At 66.9% G+C, this 20772-nt stretch carries 16 protein-coding genes; 4 read left to right on the top strand and 12 right to left on the bottom strand.

Translation table 11 applies throughout. The annotated features are described in order from the left end of the window. A complete protein-coding gene (locus tag BFD71_RS15585) occupies nt 1-3183 on the bottom strand; it encodes an efflux RND transporter permease subunit (RefSeq protein WP_069265226.1) in 3183 nt (1060 codons plus the stop codon). Nucleotides 3184-3730: 547 nt separating this feature from the next. On the opposite strand from BFD71_RS15585, the gene BFD71_RS15580 reads away from it, so the two are divergent. After that, nucleotides 3731-3943 carry a hypothetical protein gene (locus BFD71_RS15580; RefSeq protein WP_069265225.1) on the top strand — a complete coding sequence of 71 codons (213 nt, stop codon included), beginning with the start codon at nt 3731-3733 and terminating at the stop codon, nt 3941-3943. Between the two features lie 125 nt (nt 3944-4068). Beyond that, the gene (locus BFD71_RS15575) at nt 4069-5121 is read left to right on the top strand and encodes a serine/threonine protein kinase (RefSeq protein WP_370684283.1); all 1053 of its coding nucleotides are present in this window, start codon (nt 4069-4071) and stop codon (nt 5119-5121) included. Between the two features lie 15 nt (nt 5122-5136). On the opposite strand, the gene BFD71_RS15570 is transcribed toward BFD71_RS15575, so the two are convergent. Then, entirely contained in the window at nt 5137-7095 is a 1959-nt protein-coding gene (locus BFD71_RS15570; RefSeq protein WP_083245286.1) for a DUF3857 domain-containing transglutaminase family protein, read from the bottom strand. A 450-nt stretch (nt 7096-7545) separates the two neighbouring features. Here BFD71_RS15570 and BFD71_RS15565 point away from each other — a divergent pair, with 450 nt between their 5' ends. Then, complete coding sequence (locus BFD71_RS15565) at nt 7546-8946, top strand: L-lactate MFS transporter (RefSeq protein ID WP_069265223.1); 1401 nt, start codon at nt 7546-7548, stop codon at nt 8944-8946. 13 nt (nt 8947-8959) lie between these two features. After that, nucleotides 8960-9088, top strand: a complete 129-nt coding sequence (locus tag BFD71_RS15560; RefSeq protein WP_069265222.1) for an MFS transporter small subunit — start codon at nt 8960-8962, stop codon at nt 9086-9088. A 176-nt stretch (nt 9089-9264) separates the two neighbouring features. Here the strand turns inward: BFD71_RS15560 and BFD71_RS15555 are convergent, their stop codons facing one another. The 10 genes from BFD71_RS15555 to BFD71_RS15510 form a co-directional block, all read right to left on the bottom strand. Further along, the gene (locus tag BFD71_RS15555; RefSeq protein WP_069265221.1) at nt 9265-10287 is read right to left on the bottom strand and encodes an XdhC family protein; all 1023 of its coding nucleotides are present in this window, start codon (nt 10285-10287) and stop codon (nt 9265-9267) included. Continuing rightward, nucleotides 10260-10832: a CoxG family protein gene (locus BFD71_RS15550; protein ID WP_069265220.1), complete on the bottom strand. Its 573-nt coding sequence runs from the start codon at nt 10830-10832 to the stop codon at nt 10260-10262. Before BFD71_RS15550 ends, BFD71_RS15555 begins: the two co-directional genes overlap by 28 nt. Next, nucleotides 10823-12133, bottom strand: coding sequence for a vWA domain-containing protein (locus BFD71_RS15545; protein WP_256094737.1), 1311 nt, complete (start codon nt 12131-12133; stop codon nt 10823-10825). The genes BFD71_RS15550 and BFD71_RS15545 overlap by 10 nt, the downstream gene beginning before the upstream one ends. A gap of 5 nt (nt 12134-12138) precedes the next feature. Then, nucleotides 12139-13026: an AAA family ATPase gene (locus BFD71_RS15540; protein WP_069265219.1), complete on the bottom strand. Its 888-nt coding sequence runs from the start codon at nt 13024-13026 to the stop codon at nt 12139-12141. 77 nt (nt 13027-13103) lie between these two features. After that, nucleotides 13104-13901 (bottom strand): FAD binding domain-containing protein, encoded by a 798-nt coding sequence (locus BFD71_RS15535; protein ID WP_069265218.1) that lies wholly within the window; start codon nt 13899-13901, stop codon nt 13104-13106. Nucleotides 13902-13914: 13 nt separating this feature from the next. Further along, a complete protein-coding gene (locus BFD71_RS15530; RefSeq protein WP_069265217.1) occupies nt 13915-16305 on the bottom strand; it encodes a xanthine dehydrogenase family protein molybdopterin-binding subunit in 2391 nt (796 codons plus the stop codon). A 14-nt stretch (nt 16306-16319) separates the two neighbouring features. Continuing rightward, nucleotides 16320-16817: a (2Fe-2S)-binding protein gene (locus tag BFD71_RS15525; RefSeq protein ID WP_069265216.1), complete on the bottom strand. Its 498-nt coding sequence runs from the start codon at nt 16815-16817 to the stop codon at nt 16320-16322. 435 nt (nt 16818-17252) lie between these two features. Then, a complete protein-coding gene (locus BFD71_RS15520) occupies nt 17253-18671 on the bottom strand; it encodes an amino acid permease (RefSeq protein ID WP_069265215.1) in 1419 nt (472 codons plus the stop codon). A gap of 323 nt (nt 18672-18994) precedes the next feature. Beyond that, a complete protein-coding gene (rqpR, locus tag BFD71_RS15515) occupies nt 18995-19651 on the bottom strand; it encodes a response regulator transcription factor RqpR (protein ID WP_069265214.1) in 657 nt (218 codons plus the stop codon). Further along, complete coding sequence (locus BFD71_RS15510) at nt 19648-20670, bottom strand: sensor histidine kinase (protein ID WP_083245292.1); 1023 nt, start codon at nt 20668-20670, stop codon at nt 19648-19650. Before BFD71_RS15510 ends, rqpR begins: the two co-directional genes overlap by 4 nt. Nucleotides 20671-20772: the final 102 nt, after the last annotated feature.

Below are 20772 nucleotides of genomic sequence, written 5' to 3'. Positions count from 1 at the left end.
TCATGATTTGGGCACCACGTTTTCACTGGCGCGCTGGCGGCGCTCGCCGAGCTTGCGGTAGATGAGCGAGAACACCACAGGGACGAAGATCAGCGTGGCGAGCGTGCCCACCGCGAGGCCGCCGATCACGGCGCGCCCGAGCGGTGCGTTCTGCTCGCCGCCTTCGCCCAGGCCGATGGCCATCGGCACCATGCCGATCACCATGGCGAGCGCGGTCATGAGCACGGGGCGAAAGCGCGTGTAGCCCGCTTCGATCGCGGCGCGCGCCGCATCGCCGTGCAGGCGCAACTGCTCGCGCGCGAAGCTGATGACGAGAATGGAGTTCGCCGTGGCGATGCCGATACACATGATCGCGCCCGTGAGCGCGGGAATGGACAGCGTGGTGTGCGTGAGGAACAGCATCCAGACGATGCCCGCGAGCGCGCCCGGCAGCGCCGTGATGATGATGAACGGATCGAGCCACGACTGGAAGTTCACGACGATCAGCAGATACACGAGCACGATCGCGAAGACGAGCCCGCCGAACAGTCCGGAGAACGAATCGTTCATCGTCTGCACCTGGCCGCGCAGCTTGATGCTCGACGTCTTCGGCAGCTCGCCGCGCGTCTGGTCGACGATCTTCGCGATGTCGTCGGAAACGGCGCCCAGGTCGCGCCCGTCGGCGGTGCCGTAAATGTCGATGGTGGTCTGCGCGTTGTAGTGCGTGACCACCGCGTCGCCCGAGATGCGCTGCATGCTCGCGAGCGAGCCGAGTATGTTGCTGCGCCCGTTCGCGGTGAGCGGAATGTTGGCAAGCGATTGCAGCGAATCGATCGTGTATTGCGGGGCTTCGGTGACGACGTTGTAGCTCACGCCGTTGATCGGGTTGAGCCAGAACGTGGGGGTGGTCTGCTGGCTGCCCGAGAGTGTGATGAGCAGGTCACTCGCCACGTCCTTCTGCGTGAAGCCCGCCTGCTGCGCGCGCGTGCGGTCCACGTCGATGAAGATGCGCGGCAGGTCCGCGGGCTGCTGGATGCGCGCGTCGACGAAACCGGGCACGCCGCGCAACCGAGCGAGCAGCTTCGCCGCGAACGCGCGGTTGCCGGCCACGTCGCGCCCGACGATCTGCACATCGATGGGCGAGGGCATGCCGAAGTTCAGCGTCTGGCTCACGATATCGGCGGGCAGGAAGGCGAATTGCACGCCCGGAAACTCGTCGTTGAGCGTGTGCCGCAGGAGGCGCACGTAGCCGGCGGTGGGGTGATGGTCCTCGTTCAGCGAGATCAGCACGTCCGCGTCGGACGTGCCGATGGTGCCCGTGTTGCTGTACGAGAGGTTGATGCCCGAGACCGGCAGGCCGATGTTGTCGATGATCGAATGCAGCTCACCCGGCGGAATCAGCGTGCGCACGCGCTTGTCGATACGGTCGACGAGCACGGCGGTTTCTTCCACACGCATACCGGTCTTCGCGCGCACGTGCAGCGCGATGGTGCCCGCATCGACCTGCGGAAAGAAGTCGCGCCCGAGGAACGGCATGAGCAGCAACGACGCGCCACAGCAGGCGAGAAACGCCACCACGAACCACACGGGATGCTTCACGCGCGCCGTGAGAAACCCGCGATAGCGCTCGCGCAGCCCCTCGAAGCCGCGCTCGAACGCGAGGTGCACGCGCATGAACGGATTGCGCGTCGCGCCATGCGTGTGATGCAGGTCGGCGGCCTTGCGATGGTGGCGCATCAGGTACTTCGCGAGCGTGGGAACGAGCGTACGCGAGAAGAAGTACGACGCCAGCATCGCAAACACCACGGCTTCCGCGAGCGGAATGAAGAGGTAATGCGCCACGCCCGTGAGCAGGAACATCGGCACGAACACGATGCAGATGGAGAGCGTGGAGACGAGCGTGGGGATCGCGATCTGATGCGCGCCGTCGAGAATCGCCTGTTCCAGCGTCTTGCCTTGCTCCAGTTGCTGGCTGATGTTCTCGATCGCGACCGTTGCGTCGTCAACCAGAATGCCGACCGCGAGCGCGAGCCCGCCCAGCGTCATGATGTTGATGGTCTCGCCGAGCGCCGCGAGAACGATGACCGAGGTGATCATCGACAGCGGAATCGAGATCGCGATGATGAGCGTGGCGCGCCAGTTGCCGAGAAACAGCAGGATCATGAGCGCCGTGAGCGCGGCGGCGATGAGCGCTTCGCGCAGCACGCCCTGCACGGAGGCGCGCACGAACAGCGACTGGTCGGCGACCGGATCGATATTGAGCGACGGTGGCACGAGATTGCGCAGCGTCGGCATCATTTCCTTGATGCGATCGACGATCTCCAGCGTCGACGTGTTGCCGCTCTTGTTGATGGTGAGAAGTGACGCGCGTTGTCCGTCCACGCGCACGATATTGGTTTGCGGCACATAGCCGTCGCGCACGTGCGCCACGTCGCGGATGTAGATCGTGCCGCTCTCCGTGGTTTTCACGGGAATGTCGTTCAGGCCCGCTAAGCTCTCGGGGCTTGCATTCATCGTCACCGAATATTCGGTTGCACCGATTTTGGCCGTGCCCGAAGGCAGGATGAGGTTTTGCGCGCTGATCGCGTTCACCACGTCCATGGGCGAGAGATTGTGCTGCTGCAGCGCGCGCTGGTTGATGTCGACCATGATCTGCCGCTGCTTGCCGCCATAGGGCAGCGGCGCGGAGGCGCCCGGCACGGTCGCCAGCTGCGTCTTCAGGAAGTTGTTACCGTAGTCGAACAGTTCCTGCTCGGTCAGCTGCGGCGAAGACAGCGACAGGCGCAGGATCGGCACCGTCGAGGCGTTGTAGCGCAGGATGAACGGCGGCTGGATGCCGGGCGGCAGCGAGCGCAACTGCGCCTGTGACAGCGCCGTGACTTCGGCGAGCGCTTCCTGGATATTGGCATGCGGCTGGAAGAAGATCTTCACGACCGCAATGCCGTTCAGCGACGTCGATTCGGTGTGCTCGATATCGTTCACCGCCACGGAAAGGCCGCGCTCGTAGTTGAGCACGATGCGCTTTTCCATCTCGTCGGCGGGCAGACCCGTGTAGGTCCAGATCACCGAGAGCACCGGAATGTCGATGTTCGGGAAGATGTCCGTGGGCGTGCGCAGGATCGTCAGCGGCCCGACGATCAAAAGCAGCAACGCGAGCACGACGAACGTGTACGGGCGCTTGAGCGCGAGTCGAACGATCCACATGGAACGGCGGGTTCCTTCGCTGGTGGCGGAGTCTGGCTCGCGCGGCTGGTCTGGCCGCGGTGGCGAGCGTTCAGGTTATCGGTATCGTGGCGGGCTGTTGTGGCGCGCGTGCGGTCTTTGCCTGTGCTGCGCCGGGCCTTTGTGGTGCACGGTTGGGACAGGACTATAGCGCCACTCACCTTGCATCAGCGTACTTTTTCAGGGACTGCCCTAGCAAGGTCGCGAAGAATGGGGTTTACCATCTGTTACAGTCAGGTTTTCGTAAGATGCGGGAGCGAAGCGGGGCGGGGCTGTGGCGGCACGAGGCGCCAAATGCATGCCGCCGTTGATACACCCCCCTATTTTTTCGCTTTGCTCGCGCGCTCAAACAGGCAACAATGGGGTTGCCAAGGGTCCGGCCGTGCTTAAGCGCGCGGCGAGAGCGGGTCGCCCGAGGCGGGTTTGGATGCGCGCGCAACTGATCGTGCGCATCGGTTTTTTTGTCAGCATGCCGACCGGACTTCCTTCGAGGGAGCCGGCGAAGGTAGCGAGGTAACGGGGAAACATCATGCAAATCGGTTCTATTGTCCGTTCCGTTCATATCGCGGTGCCACAGGGTGCGCGCGGCATCGTGATGCGCATTCTCGGCGACATGGCGATGGTGACGTGGTATGCCGGGGAGCCCGGCACGTCGGCGCAGCTCAATACCGAGCCCTTTTTTCTCGAAGATCTGATCGATACGGGCGAGCACGTCATGCCCGCCGGCGCGCAGATCCACTGAGTCTGGGCCGTGTGACACGTTGACGAGGCGCCCTGCGTCTCGTCGCAGGGTTGTGCGCCGCGTTTGTGTTCATCATGTCTGCCGTGCGCAGCGATTGCTCGCCGGCACTGCCCGCAAGAGGCACAATTGCGGGTATGAATTACGATCCTTCTCCTGTCCCGGGCGGCCCCTCCGGTCCCGGCGACCAGCAAGCCGCGCCGTACGCGCGCCTCACGCCCGAATGCGTGCTCGACGCCGTCGATGGCGTGCTGATCCCGGCCGAGCGCCGCACGGATGGCCGCATGCTCGCGCTCAACAGCTACGAGAATCGCGTGTACCAGGTGGGCGTGGAAGACGGCCCGCCGCTCATCGCCAAGTTCTATCGCCCTGAGCGCTGGAGCGACGAGGCGATACTCGAGGAGCACGCATTCGTCGCCGAACTCGCCGCGCGCGAGATTCCGGCCGTGCCTGCGCTCGCCTTCGAAGGGCGCACGCTGCACGAGTTCGACGGGTATCGCTTCTCGCTGTTCGAGCGGCGCGGCGGCCGCGCGCCGGATCTCGACCGCAGCGACACGCTCGAATGGCTCGGCCGTTTCATCGGCCGCATTCATGCCGTGGGCGCAACGAGGTCGTACGAGGCACGCCCCACGCTCGACATTCAGTCCTACGGCTACGAGCCGCGCACGTATCTGCTCGAACACGGCTTCGTGCCCGAGGACGTGCGCGAAGCATGGCAGGCCGCGGTGACGCTCGCGCTCGAAGGCGTGGAGGCGGCCTTCGAGCGCGCGGGCGACGTGCGGTCGTTGCGCCTGCACGGCGACTGCCATCCGAGCAATGTGCTCTGGACCGACGCCGGCCCGCATTTCGTGGACTTCGACGACAGCCGCATGGGTCCCGCTATCCAGGATTTGTGGCTGCTTTTGCCCGGCGATCGCGCGGGCGCTTCGCGTGCAATGGCCGATTTGCTCGCGGGTTACGAGGACTTCTGCGAATTCGAGCCGCGCGAGCTGCATCTCGTCGAAGCGCTGCGCACGCTGCGCCTCATCCACTACTCGGCCTGGCTCGCGCGCCGCTGGCACGATCCCGCGTTTCCGGCCGCCTTCCCGTGGTTCAACACGCAGCGCTACTGGGAAGAGCGCATTCTCGAACTGCGCGAGCAGATCGGCGCGATGCAGGAAGGACCGCTCTGGCCCGTGTGAACGTCGTGCGCCGGCTCACTGCGCGCTCGCCGGACTATCCGGCGCGCCGCCCTGGGCCGACGGCTTGACGATCAACTGCGCGCGAAGGTCGCGCGCCATCGTCTCGAACGCGGGGCGCATCTGCGCGAAATCGTCGGCGCTGCATACGTCGCTCGCGAAATGCGTTTGACCCGTACGCGTGACGCGCAGCACATTCGCCTGCGGGTCGAGCGCGTAGTGCGAACTGAAATCGATGAGACGGTTGTCGGCGTGCTGCGGCATGGGGACGTCGAGTACGCGCATGCCCGGCGGCAGCACGATGCGCGTGCGCTCGGTCACCACCACGTTGCGGCACATGAAGGGCTGCGTGCGCCGCGATTCGCCGAGCCAGTAGCGCAGATTCGCGTCGAGCCCGCCCACGAAGCTCGTGAGCGTGGGCACGGGCGTGGTCATTTCCGGGTCGACGAAACCGTCGAAGGTGCCCGTGAGCGTGAGCACGAGCGGACCCGCCGTGGCGTCGAGCGGGCTGGAGGCGAGCGTGGCGTTGCCGCGCAGGTTGGCGTTGCGCAGCTCCCATTGCAGCGACTCCTCGCGCTGCGCGGGCGTTTGCAGGCGCAGCACGCTGCGCGTCTGTTCGGCGGACCAGCCCTCCGACTGCAAGCGGTAGATGAAGCGCGCCGAGCCGTCGGGCGCGACCGTGATGTCGAGATCGCTCTCGCGCGTGGTCGTGGCGGTGGCGGGCGTGCGGACCTGCGTGCCGTCGCCGGCGAGCACGGCCTCGCGGTCCATGTCCGTCGACGGCAAATAGCCGAACTCGATGTTGCTCGCCGTGGAGTCCGCGAACATCTGCAGATCGGGCAGCCAGGTGATGACGTGATTGATCACGCCGAAGCCCGGCACGCTCGGAAGCGTGTAGACCGTGCCGCTGTTCACGAGCGCCGGCGTGCTGCGGATGCCGACGGCCCCGAGCAGCGCGCCGTAGAGTGCGACGTGGTCCTTGCAATCGCCGTAGCGGTTCGCGAGCACGTCGGTTACGTGGTGCGGCACGATCTCGCCGCGCCCGATATTCATCGCCACGTAGCGGATGTTGCGGCGCACCCAGTCATAGAGCGTTTGCGCCTTGGCGCGCGGCGTATCGTCGTGCGCCGTGAGCGTCTGCGCAAGGCGCACGATGGCCGGGTCGCGCACGGTCGGATCCGCCGCCGCCTCGCGATAGACCGTCGCGAAGGCCGCGTAATCGGGAAAGGTGGACACCATCAGCCGGTCGCCGTAGCTCACGTAGGCGACCGAGCCATATTCGAGGCGCTCGAAGTTCGACTTGTCGTAGCGGTACTCGTAGCGCGTGCGGCCGTTCACCGTGGCGGGCGGCAGCACGGTGAAGCCGCGCGCGTCGGCGTAGAGCGGCACTTTCGCGGGCAGGTCGTAGATCACGCGAAAGCGGTGCGTGGGCGCGAGGTCGGGCGGCGTGAAGTCGCTGAACCAGCCGGGCACGAGCGGCACGCGCTGGATCTTGCGCCACGTGAGATGCACGCGCGCGCCCGGCTCCACGGCGGGGAACACGATCACCTTGTCCTGCACGTCCTGGAACATCGGGGCGTCGAACGAGCGCACCTCCTGCACGTCGCGGATCTGCTCGGGGCGCACGTCGTGTCGCCCGCCCTGGGCGTCCTCGGTCCACGCTTCGAGGACCTCCACGTGGGCCATTTCGCGGTTGAACCACACGTAATACTGGCCCGCGCGTGCGATGCCGGCCTCCGTGTTCACGCGCAGCGTGAGCGAGTCGAGCTTGGTGTACGAGCCGTCCGCGTTGACGGTGAAGGTCTGCGTTTCCGCTTCGTTGGTGTAGGGCGCCTGCGCGGCGCTGCCTGCCGGATTCAGCGTGCCCGCTTCGAGGGGCACTGGCGTGAGCTGCGCCACGCCCGGGCGCAGGTCGGCGGCGAAGGTTCCCGTGACGGGGCCGAGCACGGCTAGGCAAAGAGCGAGAGCGAGGCGCATGGGGGGCTCGGCAGGTGGCGGGTCGCAGATAGGCGCTACTTCTGCCACTTAAAAGTCATGCAACCCGCTTGTCAAGCGGATGGCCCGCACACCGCCCGCAGGGGGCCCTGAATCGAGTGTTGAGTCTAAATGCTGGGCCGCGCAACGACATGCCCGCCTGCAACGTTCTCCGCGGCGTCATAGGTCCCCCCACCGATTTGCTGCGCACGCAACAATCGAGGAAACACGGCGGCGCGCGGGCCGTTGTAGGGCATATGTATGTTTACCTCATATTGCCAAGGAGGCGGTTGGGGACTAAGGTTCGTGCAGCCGTCAAGCGGCAATTAAGTGTTCTATGCGTTTGCGCATGTAAAGAGCACGAAAGACCACGCCTACCAACAGCCATTTTGGATGGGACCAGAGCGAGCGCTTACCCCGCGCTCTCAACCTCTGGTCGATTCGGGAGATCCCATGAGCAGCGTTGCAGATTCGACGCGCGGTGCGCAAAGCGCACCTTTCTTTTCCAAAGAGGCGACCATCGCCCCGCCGGGCTTTTCGCGCTGGATGGTGCCGCCCGCGGCGCTGGCCGTGCATCTGTGTATCGGCCAGGCCTACGCGTTTTCCGTGTTCAACGCGCCGCTCACGAAGGTGATCGGCATTACGCAGTCCGCGGCCGATGACTGGTCGCTCACCACGCTGGGCTGGATTTTCTCGCTGGCCATCGTGTTTCTCGGCCTTTCCGCCGCGTTCGGCGGCAAGTGGCTCGAACGCGTGGGCCCGCGCCGCACGATGTTTACCGCGGCGTGCTGCTTTGGCGGCGGTTTCCTCGTTTCCGCGCTCGGCGTGTATCTGCATCAGATCGCGCTGCTCTATCTCGGCTACGGCGTGATCGGCGGCATCGGCCTCGGGCTCGGCTATGTCTCTCCGGTTTCGACGCTGATCCGCTGGTTCCCCGACCGCCGCGGCATGGCAACGGGCCTCGCGATCATGGGCTTCGGCGGCGGCGCGATGATCGCCGCACCGCTCTCCGTCATGCTGATGAAGCATTTCGCGAGCGACACGAGCGTGGGCGTCGCCCAGACCTTCGTGGTGCTCGGCGTGGCCTACTTCATCTCGATGACGATCGGCGCCATCACCATCCGCGTGCCCGCGCCGGACTGGAAGCCGGCGGGCTGGACCCCGCCCGTCGTGGCGAAGAAACTCGTGTCGAACCAGCACGTGCATATCGACCAGGCGCTCAAGACGCCGCAGTTCTACCTGATCTGGCTCGTGCTGTTCCTCAACGTGACGGCCGGCATCGGCATTCTGGGTCAGGCCTCGGTCATGATCCAGGAAAGCTTCAAGGACACCGTGAGCGCCGGCGCGGCGGCGGGCTTCGTCGGCCTGCTCTCGCTCTTCAACATGGGCGGCCGCTTCGTGTGGGCGTCGGCCTCCGATTGGGTGGGCCGCAAGAACACCTACTTCATCTTCTTCGTGTTCGGCGCGGTGCTCTATTACGCGGTGCCGCAGTTCGCGCAGAGCGGCAACATCGTGTTCTTCGTGCTCGCGTTCTGCCTGATTCTCTCGATGTACGGCGGCGGCTTTTCGACCGTGCCCGCGTATCTCGCGGATATGTTCGGCACGGCGTTCGTCGGCGGCATTCACGGCCGTCTGCTCACCGCGTGGGCCGCGGCAGGCGTGGCGGGCCCGGTGCTCGTGAACTACGTGCGTGCGTATCAGGTCGCACACGGCGTGGCGAAGGCCGATGCGTACACGATGACCGTGCACATCATGGCCTCGCTGCTCGTGGTCGGCTTCATCTGCAACCTGCTCGTGCGCCGCGTGGACGCGAAGCATCACATGAGCGAGACGCAACTCGCCGCCGGTAAATAAGGAGGAACGCGCAATGTCTACCCAAGCTGCCCCGAAATCGTCGAACAAGACGCTGATGGCGATCTTCTGGCTCTACGTGCTGGTGCCGCTCGTGTGGGGCGTGACCAACACGCTCACGCAGGCGATGAAGCTGTTCGGCTGATGCCGTGACGCTCAGGTGAAGCGAGGCGGCGCAAGCCGCCCGCCAGAAACACCCTATTGCGGGCCGCCGACGAAAGTCGCGGCCCGCAGTTTTTTGGGGGGCATAGTAGTGACACGAGCGCGAGACAGACGACGACGGGCGCTCACCTCACGCGTGAAGGCGGCCGCGCAGCGGCCTCACACGTCGCACGTCGATCCCGCGCCTGCCGCGTGTTCGCGCGCGGCCTTTGCGCCTTCCACCTGGAGAATGGTCGGCAGCGAGACGCCATTCTTCGCCGCCGTGACCTCCGCGAGGATCGACACCGCGATTTCCGGCGGCGTGCGGCTGCCGATGTAAATGCCCACCGGCCCATGCAGCCGCGCGAGTTCCGCCTCGCTCAGGTCGAACTCCTTGAGCCGCTCGCGTCGCGCCGCGTTGTTGCGCCGTGAGCCCAGCGCGCCGACGTAGAACGCGGGCGTCTTGAGCGCCTCCATCAGTGCGAGGTCGTCGAGTTTGGGGTCGTGCGTGAGCGCGATCACGGCGCAGCGTTCGTCGAGCTTCATGTCGAGCACCGTGTCGTCGGGCATGGTGCGCACGAGCGCCGTGCCGGGCACGTCCCAGGTGTCGGTGTATTCCTCGCGCGGGTCGCACACCGTCACCTGGTAATCGAGCCCCACCGCGATCTGGCAGAGATAGCGCGAGAGTTGCCCCGCGCCGATCACCAGCATGCGGTAGCGCGGCCCGTGGATCGTGAGCAGGCGCACGTCGTCGAAGTCCACGCCATCGGTCGCTTTCGCGGGGCCGAGCGTGGCGCGGCCGGTCGCCATGTCGAGTGTGCGCGCAACGAGTTCGCCGCGCTCGACGGTTTCGAGCAGTTCGCGAATGCCCGAGGCTTCGGAGAGCGGTTCGAGCACGAGCTGGATCGTGCCGCCGCACGGCAGTCCGAAACGATGCGCCTCTTCCGCCGTGATGCCGTATTTGACGGCTTCGGGCTTCCCGATCGTCACGCCTTCGCGGCGCACGCGGTCGATCAGATCGTCCTCGATGCAGCCGCCCGACACGGAGCCGACCACGAGGCCGTCGCCGCGCACCACGAGCATCGCGCCCTCGGGACGCGGCGACGAGCCCCACGTTTTCACCACTGTGACCAGCAGCGCGCGGTGCCCTGCGTCGAGCCAGCGCACGCTGGATTTCAGGACTTCGAGATCCACGCTGTCCATGATCGTTTCCTCTTCGGTGTTTCCTCTGCGCCTTCGCCTTGCGGCTGGCCTTCTGCGTCGCCCGCGGCGGGTTCCGCCGTCTCGTCGGTATTTTCCTGCGGGCCGCCGCCCAGCTGTTCCCCGAAACGCTTGAAAAACTCGCCGGCGATCTTGCGCGCCGCGCCATCCACGAGCCGCGAGCCGATCTGCGCGAGCTTGCCGCCCACCTGGGCGTTCGCGGTGTAGGTGAGCGTGGTCGATTCGTCGCCGGCGGATTCGAGCTTCACGTGCGCGTCGCCCTTGCCGAAGCCTGCGGCGCCGCCCTGGCCCTCGAAGACGATCGTGTAGCTGTTCGGCGCGTCGATATCGGCGAGCTGCATGCGGCCTTTGAAGCGCGCCTTCACCGGGCCCACCGCGGCGGTTAGCGCGACGGCGTAGGCGTTCTCACCGTCGGCTTCGATGCTTTCGCAGCCCGGTATGCACGCCTTGAGGATCGCCGTGTCGTTGAGCGCTTCCCAGGCGCGCTGTTGCGGCACCGGCAGCGTGTGGCTTTCGGTCAGCTCCATCGTGTGTCTCCTTGTGCCGGGCGCGCCGCAAGAGTATGCAATGCGCGTGCCGGTTTTGGCAGATGAGTCGCCAGATGCGTTGCTGCACGAGGCGCGGGCCCGATCGGCGCGGCTTCGCACAAGCTGCGCGCAAACGCTTCGAGGCTGTCGAGATTGTGGACGGGGTAATGCGCGTCGACGTGGGGCAGCATCGCCTGCACGCCGCGCGCCTTGGGCGCGAAATCGCGGTAACGCAAGAGCGGATTGAGCCAGATCACGCGATGCGCGAAGCGGTGCAGGCGCGCCATCTCTTCGCTGAGCAGACCGCATTCATCGTGATCGAGCCCGTCGGTGACGATCAGCACTGTCGCGCGCCCTCCGAGCATGCGGCGCGCCCAGCGGCGGTTGAATTCCGCAAGCGTGGCGCCGATGCGCGTGCCGCCGGACCAGTCCGCGACCTGGGCGGCGAGCTGGGCGAGCGCGACGTCGGGGTCGCGTTCGCGCAGCGCGCGCGTGGCGTGGGTCAGGCGCGTGCCGAACAGGAACACTTGCAGGCGTTCGCGCGATTGCAGCAACGCATGGCAGAAGTAGAGCACCGCGCGCGAGTAGCTGCTCATCGAGCCGGAAATGTCGAGCAGCAGCACGAGCGGCAGCTTGCGTTCCACCGGCGCGCGATATTTCCACACGGTCCAGTCGCCGCCCGCGCGTACCGCATGGCGCGCGCTCGCGCGCAGGTCGGCGTGGGTGCCGCGCGACGATGCCTTCAGGCGCCGCGTGCGAACGGTGGCGAGCGGCAGGCGGCGTGCGCGGATCAGGTGGCGCAGCGTGCGCCATTCGTCGGCGGTGAGCGTATCGAAGTCGCGCTGGCGCAAGCGCTCTTCGGCGCTGAACGTGGCGTGTGCGCGCAACTCGTGTTCTTCGTGCGAGGGCGGTGGCTTCGCGCCCGGGCGATGGGCAGGGCGCGCCGCGAGCGCGTCGGCGAGGCGGTTGTTGCGGCGCGGCGGCGGCACGCCGCCTTGCACCTTCGGCAGCAGCAGCGCGCGCAGCTTGCCTTCGAAATCCGGATCGCGCCAGAACAGCGCGAACGCCGCGTCGAAGATCTCGCGCTCGTCGGGCGCGCTCGTGAGGAGCGCGGCGAGCGCCGCATGCACGTCGTCGCGGCGGCCGAGGTCGATGTGGCGCAGCGCGTCGATCGCGTCGACGGCGCGCGAAGGCGACATCGGCAGGCCCGCGCCGCGCAGCATGCGCACGAAATGCACGACGTTGCGCGCGAACACGGGCGCGAGCGTGGGCATGGCGGCGGGCGATGTGGCGCGGGGCATCGTCCTCACTCCGCGAGCGCGAGCGTTTGCGCGATGCGTTGCGCGTCGAGCTGCGCGAGGTCGTCCTGGTACTTCAGCAGCACGCCCAGCGTGTCCTGCACCGACTGCGGATCGAGTTCCGTCACGGCGAGCGCGCTAAGCGCGCGGCACCAGTCGATCGTTTCCGCAATGCCGGGCGCCTTGAAGAGATCCATCGTGCGCAACTGGTGCACGAACGCCACGGCGCGTTGCTGCAAATCCGCGGCGGTTTCAGGCGCGCGCGCGGCCACGATCGCGAGTTCGCGTGCACGGTCCGGGTAGCCGAGCCATTGATAAAGGCAGCGCCGCTTGAGCGCATCGTGCACTTCGCGCGTGCGGTTCGACGTGATCACGACGAGCGGCGGCGTGCTCGCGCGCACGGTGCCGTATTCGGGAATCGATACCTGGAAGTCCGAAAGGAGCTCGAGCAGGAAGGCTTCGAACGGCTCGTCGGCGCGGTCGATTTCGTCGATCAGCAGCACGCGGCGCGCGCCCGGGTTTTGCGGGTCGGGTTGCAGCGCCTGGAGCAGCGGGCGCTTGAGCAGAAATTCGTCGCGATAGAGCGTGTCGTTGCGGGGCCTTTCGCCGGCGGCTTCGGCCAGTCGCAGCGCCATGATCTGGCGCGGATAGTCCCACTCGTACAGCGCGCTGGCTGTATCGAGTCCTTCGTAGCATTGCAGGCGCAAGACCGTCGTGCCGAGCATCGCCGCCGCGGCCTTCGCGAGTTCGGTCTTGCCCACGCCCGGCTCGCCTTCGAGAAACAGCGGGCGTTCCATGCGCAGCGCAAGAAAGAGCGCCGTGGCGAGTTCGCGGCTCGCGAAATAGCCGCGCGCTTCGAGTTGTGCGAGGGTGTCGTCGATCGAGGCGGATTGCATGCGGGATTCTGGCAACGCGAATCAAAGGCGGCGAGCGCTCCCATGTTCACCTGGAAGCGCTCGCCCTCGGGACCAGCCTAGCCGTTGGCCTTCGCCACCGCGCGCGCCGCGAGCACCGGGATGAGGTGCGCGCGATAGGCCGCGCTCGCGTGCAGGTCGGTGTTGAGGTCGTCGGCGGGCATCTTCACCGCGCGTGCGGCTTCGGGCGCGAAGTTCGTCTTCAGTGCGCTTTCCAGCGCACCCGCGCGAAATACCGAAGGCCCGGCGCCCGTGACCGCCACACGCACCTCCCCGGCGTACTTTGCGACGAACACGCCCGCGAGCGCGAAGTGCGAGGCCGGATTGCGAAACTTCTCGTAGGCCGCGCGTTCGGGCACCTGGAATTCGACGGACACGATCAGCTCGTCGGGTTCCAGCGCCGTTTCGTACATGCCGAGGAAGAAGTCGTCCGCTGCGATGCGCCGCCGGTCCGTCACCACCGTCGCGTTCAGCGCGAGCACCGCCGCGGGATAGTCGGCGGCCGGATCGTCGTTCGCGAGCGAGCCGCCGAGCGTGCCGAGCGCGCGCACCTGGCGGTCGCCGATCATGCCCGCGAGGTCCGCCAGTGCCGGCAGCGTGTTGCGGATCTGCGCGTTCTCGGCGACGTCGGCATGGCACACGGCCGCGCCCACTTTCACCACCTTGCCGTCCACCTGCACGGCTTTCAGCTCGGGAATGCGCGTAACGTCCACGAGCGTGGTGGGCTGGGCGAGCCGCAGCTTCATCGCCGCGAGCAGGCTCTGGCCGCCGCCGAGGAATTTGGCGTCGGCGTCGGCCGCGAGGGCTTTCACGGCGCCTTGCGCGTCGCTGGCGCGCTGATAGTCGAATGCGTACATGGAGCGCCTCCGCTCAAGGTTGTGAAGTGGCCTGCGCGGCCTGGATCGCTTGCCATACACGATGCGGCGTGGCCGGCATCTGCAGGTCCTTCACGCCTAGCGGCGCGAGTGCGTCCAGTATTGCGTTGATCACGGCGGGTGGCGAGCCGATCGCGCCGGCTTCGCCGCAGCCCTTCACGCCGAGCGGATTGTGCGTGCACGGCGTGCCTTTCGCGGTTTCGACCGTATACGAAGGCACATCCGACGCGTGCGGCATCGCATAGTCCATGTACGAGCCGGAGAGCAACTGGCCACTCTCGTTGTCGTACACGCACTGCTCGAGCATCGCCTGGCCGATGCCCTGGCCGAGACCGCCATGCACCTGGCCTTCGACGATCATCGGGTTGATGACGTTGCCGAAATCGTCCACCGCGGTGAAGCGTTCGATGCGCGTCTCGCCCGTCTCGGGATCGACTTCGACTTCGCAGAGATACGCGCCCGACGGATAGGTGAAGTTGGTCGGATCGTAGAACGCGCTTTCGTCGAGGCCGGGTTCCAGCGTCTCCAGCGGATAGTTGTGCGGCACGTACGCGGCGAGCGAGATTTCCGCGAAGGTCTTCGTGCGGTCGGTGCCCGCGACGCGGAACACGCCGTCGGCGAACTCGATGTCCTCCGCGCCCGCTTCGAGCATGTGCGCGGCGATCTTCTTCGCCTTCGCCTCGATCTTGTCGAGCGCCTTCATGATGGCCGAGCCGCCCACCGAGATCGAGCGCGAGCCATAGGTGCCCATGCCGAACGGAATGCGGCCCGTGTCGCCGTGCACGATCTCGACCTGTTCGATCGGCACGCCGAGGCGATCGGCCACGACTTGCGCGAACGTCGTCTCGTGGCCCTGGCCGTGACTGTGCGAGCCCGTGAACACGGTGACGGAACCGGTCGGGTTCACGCGGACCTCGCCGGCTTCGAAGAGGCCCGCACGCGCGCCGAGCGCACCCGCGATGTTCGACGGCGCGAGCCCGCATGCCTCGATGTAGCACGAGTAGCCGAGACCGCGCAGTTTTCCCTGCGCCTTCGATGCGTCGCGGCGCGCGGCGAAGCCCTTCACGTCGGCGAGCTCCAGTGCGCGCCCGAGACAGGCTTCGTAGTCGCCCGTGTCGTAGGTGAGGCCAACGGGCGTGGCATACGGGAAGCTCGTGATGAAGTTGCGGCGGCGGATTTCGGCCGGGTCGATGTTCATCTCGCGCGCGGCCGTCTCCACGAGACGTTCGACCACGTAGGTCGCTTCCGGACGCCCTGCGCCGCGGTACGCATCCACGGGCACCGTGTTCGTGAACACGGCCTTCACCTCGGCGTAGATCGCGGGCGTGGTGTACTGGCCCGCGAGCAGCGTGGCGTAGAGGATGGTCGGCACGCTCGAAGCGAACGTCGAGAGATACGCGCCCATGTTCGCCGTGGTGTGCACGCGCATGGCGAGGAACTTGCCGTCCTTGTCGAGGGCGAGTTCGGCCTTGGTCACGTGGTCGCGGCCGTGCGCATCGGAAACGAAGGACTCCGATCGTTCGGCGGTCCACTTCACCGGCCGGCGAATTTTCTTCGCGGCCCACGTGAGCGCGACATCTTCGGCATACAGAAAGATCTTCGAGCCGAAGCCGCCGCCCACGTCGGGCGCGACGATGCGCAGCTTCGTTTCCGGCAGCCCGAGCACGAACGCGGCCATCAGCAGGCGCTCGACGTGCGGGTTCTGGTTCGCCACGTACACGATGTAGCTGTCGTCGTGCTGCGAGTAGCTCGCGTTCACGGCGCGCGGCTCGATGGCGTTCGGTATCAGCCGGTTGTTGACGATGTCGAGCGTCGTCACGTGCGCGGCCTGTGCGAAGGCGGCGTCGGTCGCGGCCTTGTCGCCGTGGCCCCACGTGTAGCAGGTGTTGTTCGGCACGCCGTCGTGCACGAGAGGCTGGCCGGCGTCGGCGGCGTGCGCCGTGTCGACGGCGGCAGGCAGCTCTTCGTAATCGACCTCGACCAGTTCGGCGGCATCCTTCGCGGCCTTGACCGAATCGGCGATCACGAGTGCGACCTGGTCGCCGACGTGGCGCGCTTTCTCGTGCGCGATCACGGGATGCGGCGGCTCGTTCATGGGCGTGCCGTCGATGCTGTGGATGAGCCAGCCGCACGGCAGGCCGCCCACGTTTTCCGCGGCGAGGTCCGCGCCGGTGAAGACCGCCACGACGCCGGGCGAGGCCTTCGCGGCGTTGACGTCGATGCGCTTGATGCGCGCATGGGCGTGCGGCGAGCGCACGAATACGGCGTAGGTCTGTGCGGGCAGCACGACGTCGTCGGTGTACTGGCCGACGCCGGTGAGGAAGCGGAAGTCTTCCTTGCGCTTGACGGGTGCGCCGATCATGCGATTGGGTTCGGGTGCGTTCATGGTGGCCTCCCGAGTCACGCCGTCGTGGCGGCAGCGGGGGCGCCGGTGCGCATTGCCTGCGCGCCCGCGGCCACGGCCTTCACGATGTTGTGATAGCCCGTACAGCGGCAGAAGTTGCCGTCGAGTCCTTCGCGTATGTCGCTTTCCGTGAGGTCGGGATTGGCGGCGGCGAGCGCGGTCGCGCACATCACCATGCCGGGCGTGCAGAAACCGCATTGCAGGCCGTGGCATTCGCGGAACGCGGTCTGCATGGGATGCAGCTCGCCATTTTTCGCGAGGCCTTCGATCGTCGTCACCTCCATGCCGTCGCACTGCACCGCGAGCTGGTTGCACGACTTGATCGCGCGGCCGTTCAGGTGGACGGTGCAGGCCCCGCATTGGGCAGTATCGCAGCCGACGTGCGTGCCGGTGAGACGCTGCTGTTCGCGCAGGAACTGGACGAGGAGCGTGTGAGGTTCGACCTCGGCGGTCACGGGCGCGCCGTTGACCGTGAGGCTAATACTGATCGCCATTGATTGTCTCCAATGTCGACCGGAGCACGGCGCTGCGTGTGGCTCCGGTCCCATGCCAGATGATGGGATAGAGACCTGCCTGGGCCCGCTTTTTTACACTGAATCGACCGCCATAACCGCCCGTGGGAAAACTCGCCCGTCTAACGCATTGCGCCTCTTTGCGCGCGCAACGCACGGCGCCACGCAAACCACGCGGGGCGCTTCGGGCGGATCGAACCATTGCGGGTGGAGCGGAATCTGGGTCCGGCTGGTGCCTTGCTGTTCAGTGAAGCCTGGGGTGACGCCCGGACAGTAAAGCACAATTTGCCGAATTTCGCTGCGCGGAGTTTTACCCTCCAGAATGCTTGCGGCCTGCAAAAAAAACGGCCCGCCTCGATGACTTGGGCGGGCCTTTGCGTTGCAGTGCAGCGATGAGTCACCGCGAGATCACGCGCATCAGTCGTGATGCACGTGCTCGTGCGGTGCGTGCGCGAGACGCGAATGGCGACGCGAGTAGCCGAAGTAGACGATGAGGCCGAACGCGGTCCAGACCAGGAACGCGACCCACGTGAGCGGCTGGAGATTGATCATGAGGAACAGGCACGAAGCGACCGCGAGAATCGGCACCACGGGCACACCTGGGCAGCGGAACGCGCGCGGCAGGTGCGGGTGCGTACGGCGCAGCACGAGCACGGCGATCGACACCATCGAGAAGGCGGCGAGCGTGCCGATGTTGATGAGTTCGGCGAGCACGTTCAGGGGCACGAGCGCGCCGATCAGACCAAAGAAAATGCCGACGAGCCAGGTCGTGAAGAACGGCGTGGCGAAGCGCGGATGCACCTTCGAGAGCTTCGCGGGCAAGAGACCGTCGCGCGACATCGCAAAGATGATGCGGGTCTGGCCGTAGCTCATCACGAGGATCACGGTGAGCATGCCGAGCACGGCGCCCAGATCGATGAAGCCCGCGACCCAGTTTTCGCCCGCCACCTGCAGCGCGAACGAGACCGGGTGGCCGACATGGGCGAAGCGCGGCGAGGGCACGATGCCGGTCACGACCGCCGCCACGGCGACGTAGAGCACCGCGCACACCGCGAGCGAGGCGATGATACCGATGGGCAGATCGCGCTTGGGGTTCTTTACTTCCTCGGCGGCGGACGACACCGAGTCGAAGCCGATGAACGCGAAGAACATCACCGCCGCGGCGCCGAACACGCCGCGCCAGCCGTTGGGCATGAACGGATGCCAGTTCGCGGGGGTCACGTGGAATACGCCCACGGCGATCACGAGCAGCACCACGGTCACCTTGATCGCCACCATGATGTTGTTGATGCGCGTGGATTCGCGCACGCCCACGGAAAGCAGCCCCGTGATCGCCATCATCACGAGGAAGGCGGGCAGATTGAAGAGCGTGTGCACGCCGGGCACGGCGCCGGGCGCGGCCGAGAGCGCGGCCGGCAGCGTGAGGCCGAAGCCCGAAAGCAGCGACTGCAGGTAGCCCGACCAGCCCACCGAGACCGCGGAAGTGGCGAGCCCGTACTCGAGCATCAGGTCCCAGCCGATCACCCACGCGGCCAGCTCGCCGAGCGTGGCGTACGAATAGGTGTAGATCGAGCCGGCCACGGGAATGGTCGAGGCGAATTCGGCGTAGGCGAGCGCGGCGAAGCAGCAGGCCACGGCCGCGATCAGGAACGCGATCATGAGCGCCGGGCCGGCCTGCACGGCGCCGGTACCGGTCAGCACGAAAATGCCGGTGCCGATGATCGCGCCGATGCCGAGAAAGGTGAGGTCGAGTGCGCCGAGTGCTTTTTTCAGGCCGGCGCCCTGGGCGCTTGCCTGCAACATGTGCTCGACGTTCTTCTTGCGAAAGAGGGACATTTGGCGGGGAACTCCACGTAAAACGCGCGAAGGCGAGGAGCTGGAGCGGTGGTTGACCCGTGGTTGACCCATGATTGACCTACGCCCGCCTGCGCCGGCTTCGCGTGCCGGATGCCTTTGGGGGAAACCCTAAATTTTAGCGGAACTCGCGCGCGAGACCGGTCGAGCAGGGTCGGAAACGTTCGTTCGACGCGGACGATTCCGCCGCAATCCGCGACGCCCGCGCGCGATCCTTGCGGGGACCCGCGCAAACGGCGAGATTCATTTCCGGATCAACGGGTTGTGGCGAAAGGCCGCCTTGATGCCGCAGGGGCGCCGCAACGTCAGGCGTTGACGGTAGGCGAAAGGTCGACGAGCCGGTTGCTCATCACATAGAAGGTCAGCTCGGCGTTATTGGTGAGCTTCATCTTTTCGAGCAGGCGCGTGCGGTAGACGCTCACCGTCTTCACCGATAGCGAGAGCGCGTGCGCGATGTCGGTGAGACGCTTGCCCGAGGCGAGCATGCACAGCGTCTGGTATTCGCGGTCCGAGAGCTTCTCGTGCGGCAGTTGCTCGCCGTCCACCAGCACGTAGTCGGCGAGTGCTTCGGCCATGGCCGGGCTGACGTACTTGCGGCCCGCGGCGACCTGCTGGATCGCGGAGATCATCTGCGCGGCGTCCACCGTCTTCGACAGATAGCCGGCCGCGCCCGCCTTCAGCGCGCGCACCGCGTATTGATCCTCGCGATACATCGAGAACATCAGCACTGGCACGCGCGGCGCCTTTTTCTTGGCGCGCTTGAGCACCTCCACGCCATTCATGTCCGGCAGCGAGATGTCGAGCAGGACCACGTCGCACACATGCTTTGCGATCGCGGCCAGCGCCTCGGCGCCCGTTTGCGCTTCGATCACCTCGGTGGCAATGCCGCGGTCGAGCAGCAACTGGCGAACGCCCTGGCGCACGACGGCATGGTCATCGACGAGCAGGATGCGATGGGTCATGAGCGGGCGCCTTGTTTCATGAGGAGGGGCGAGGCGGAATGGGCGGCGCCGAGCAGCGCGTCCCAGGCGAAGCGCGCGCGCACGGTCGTGCCGCGTGGGGCGGCTTCCTGCAGTGCGTCGTCGTGGTGCGCGTGCGTGATGCCGCCCTTGACGGCGCGCAGCGAGCCGCCGAAGGCGGCGCAGCGCTCGCGCATGCCGGCGAGGCCGTAGTGGCCGGAGCGGCTCGCGCCTTTGTCCGTGCTGTCGTCGCCATGACCGTTCGTCAGGCTGCGGCGCGTGCGGCCCGCGGCGCGCGCGAGGCCGATGCCGTCGTCGGCGATGGTGAGCGTGAGGTGGCGCGCCGTGCTTTCGAGCCGCACCTCGGCGCACGTGGCCTGCGCGTGGCGCGCCACATTGGCGAGCGCCTCCTGGGCGACGCGGAACACGGCGAGCGCGGCCTCGGCGGGCAGGCGGGCAAGGCGCGCGTCGTCGCCGGCGCCGGCTACGCTTGCGGCGAGGCCCGTGCGCGCTGCGAAGCTGTGCACCCACGACGAGAGCGCCGGTGCCAGGCCCGCGTCGAGGTGCGGCGCGTGCAGGCCGTCGAGCACCTGGCGCATTGCGCCGGTGGCGGCTTCGAGCGAGCGGGCGACGAGCGCGAGCGCCTCGGCGCATTGCGGCGGGGCATTGGCGGGCAGCCAGGTGTGGACGTTGGCGAGCGCGAAGTGCGTGGCGGCGAGTTCCGCGCCGACGCTGTCGTGCAGGTCGCGCGCGAGCTGGTGGCGCACGGCTTCGTCGGCGTGAATGGACTGGGCGGCGCTGCCGTGGGCAAGCGTGCGGCTCGCGCGGCGGCGTGCGCCGCGCGCTGGCGCGGCAATCTGCCGATGTGCGCGCTCGAGGCCTTCGAGCGCGGCCACCGTGACCGCCTCGTCGGCGGCAGCGGACCAGGCGAGGAGGGCGAGGCCGTCGACGCCATGAGCGGCGCGCGGCGCATCGCCGGCGGGCGTGCGCGCGTTCGGCGCGGCGTATCTCGACGTATCCATCATTCCCCCGTTCAGGAACCGGTTCCTGCTGTCAGACGTCCGTCGGGATTTGGCCTCCCCGCGTGACGGCGAACAGCACGGCGCAGCGTAACGAAATTTACA

It is taken from the genome of Paraburkholderia nodosa (assembly GCF_001718195.1).
Lineage (GTDB): Bacteria > Pseudomonadota > Gammaproteobacteria > Burkholderiales > Burkholderiaceae > Paraburkholderia > Paraburkholderia nodosa_A.
This window is presented reverse-complemented; position numbering and strand designations above follow the sequence as displayed.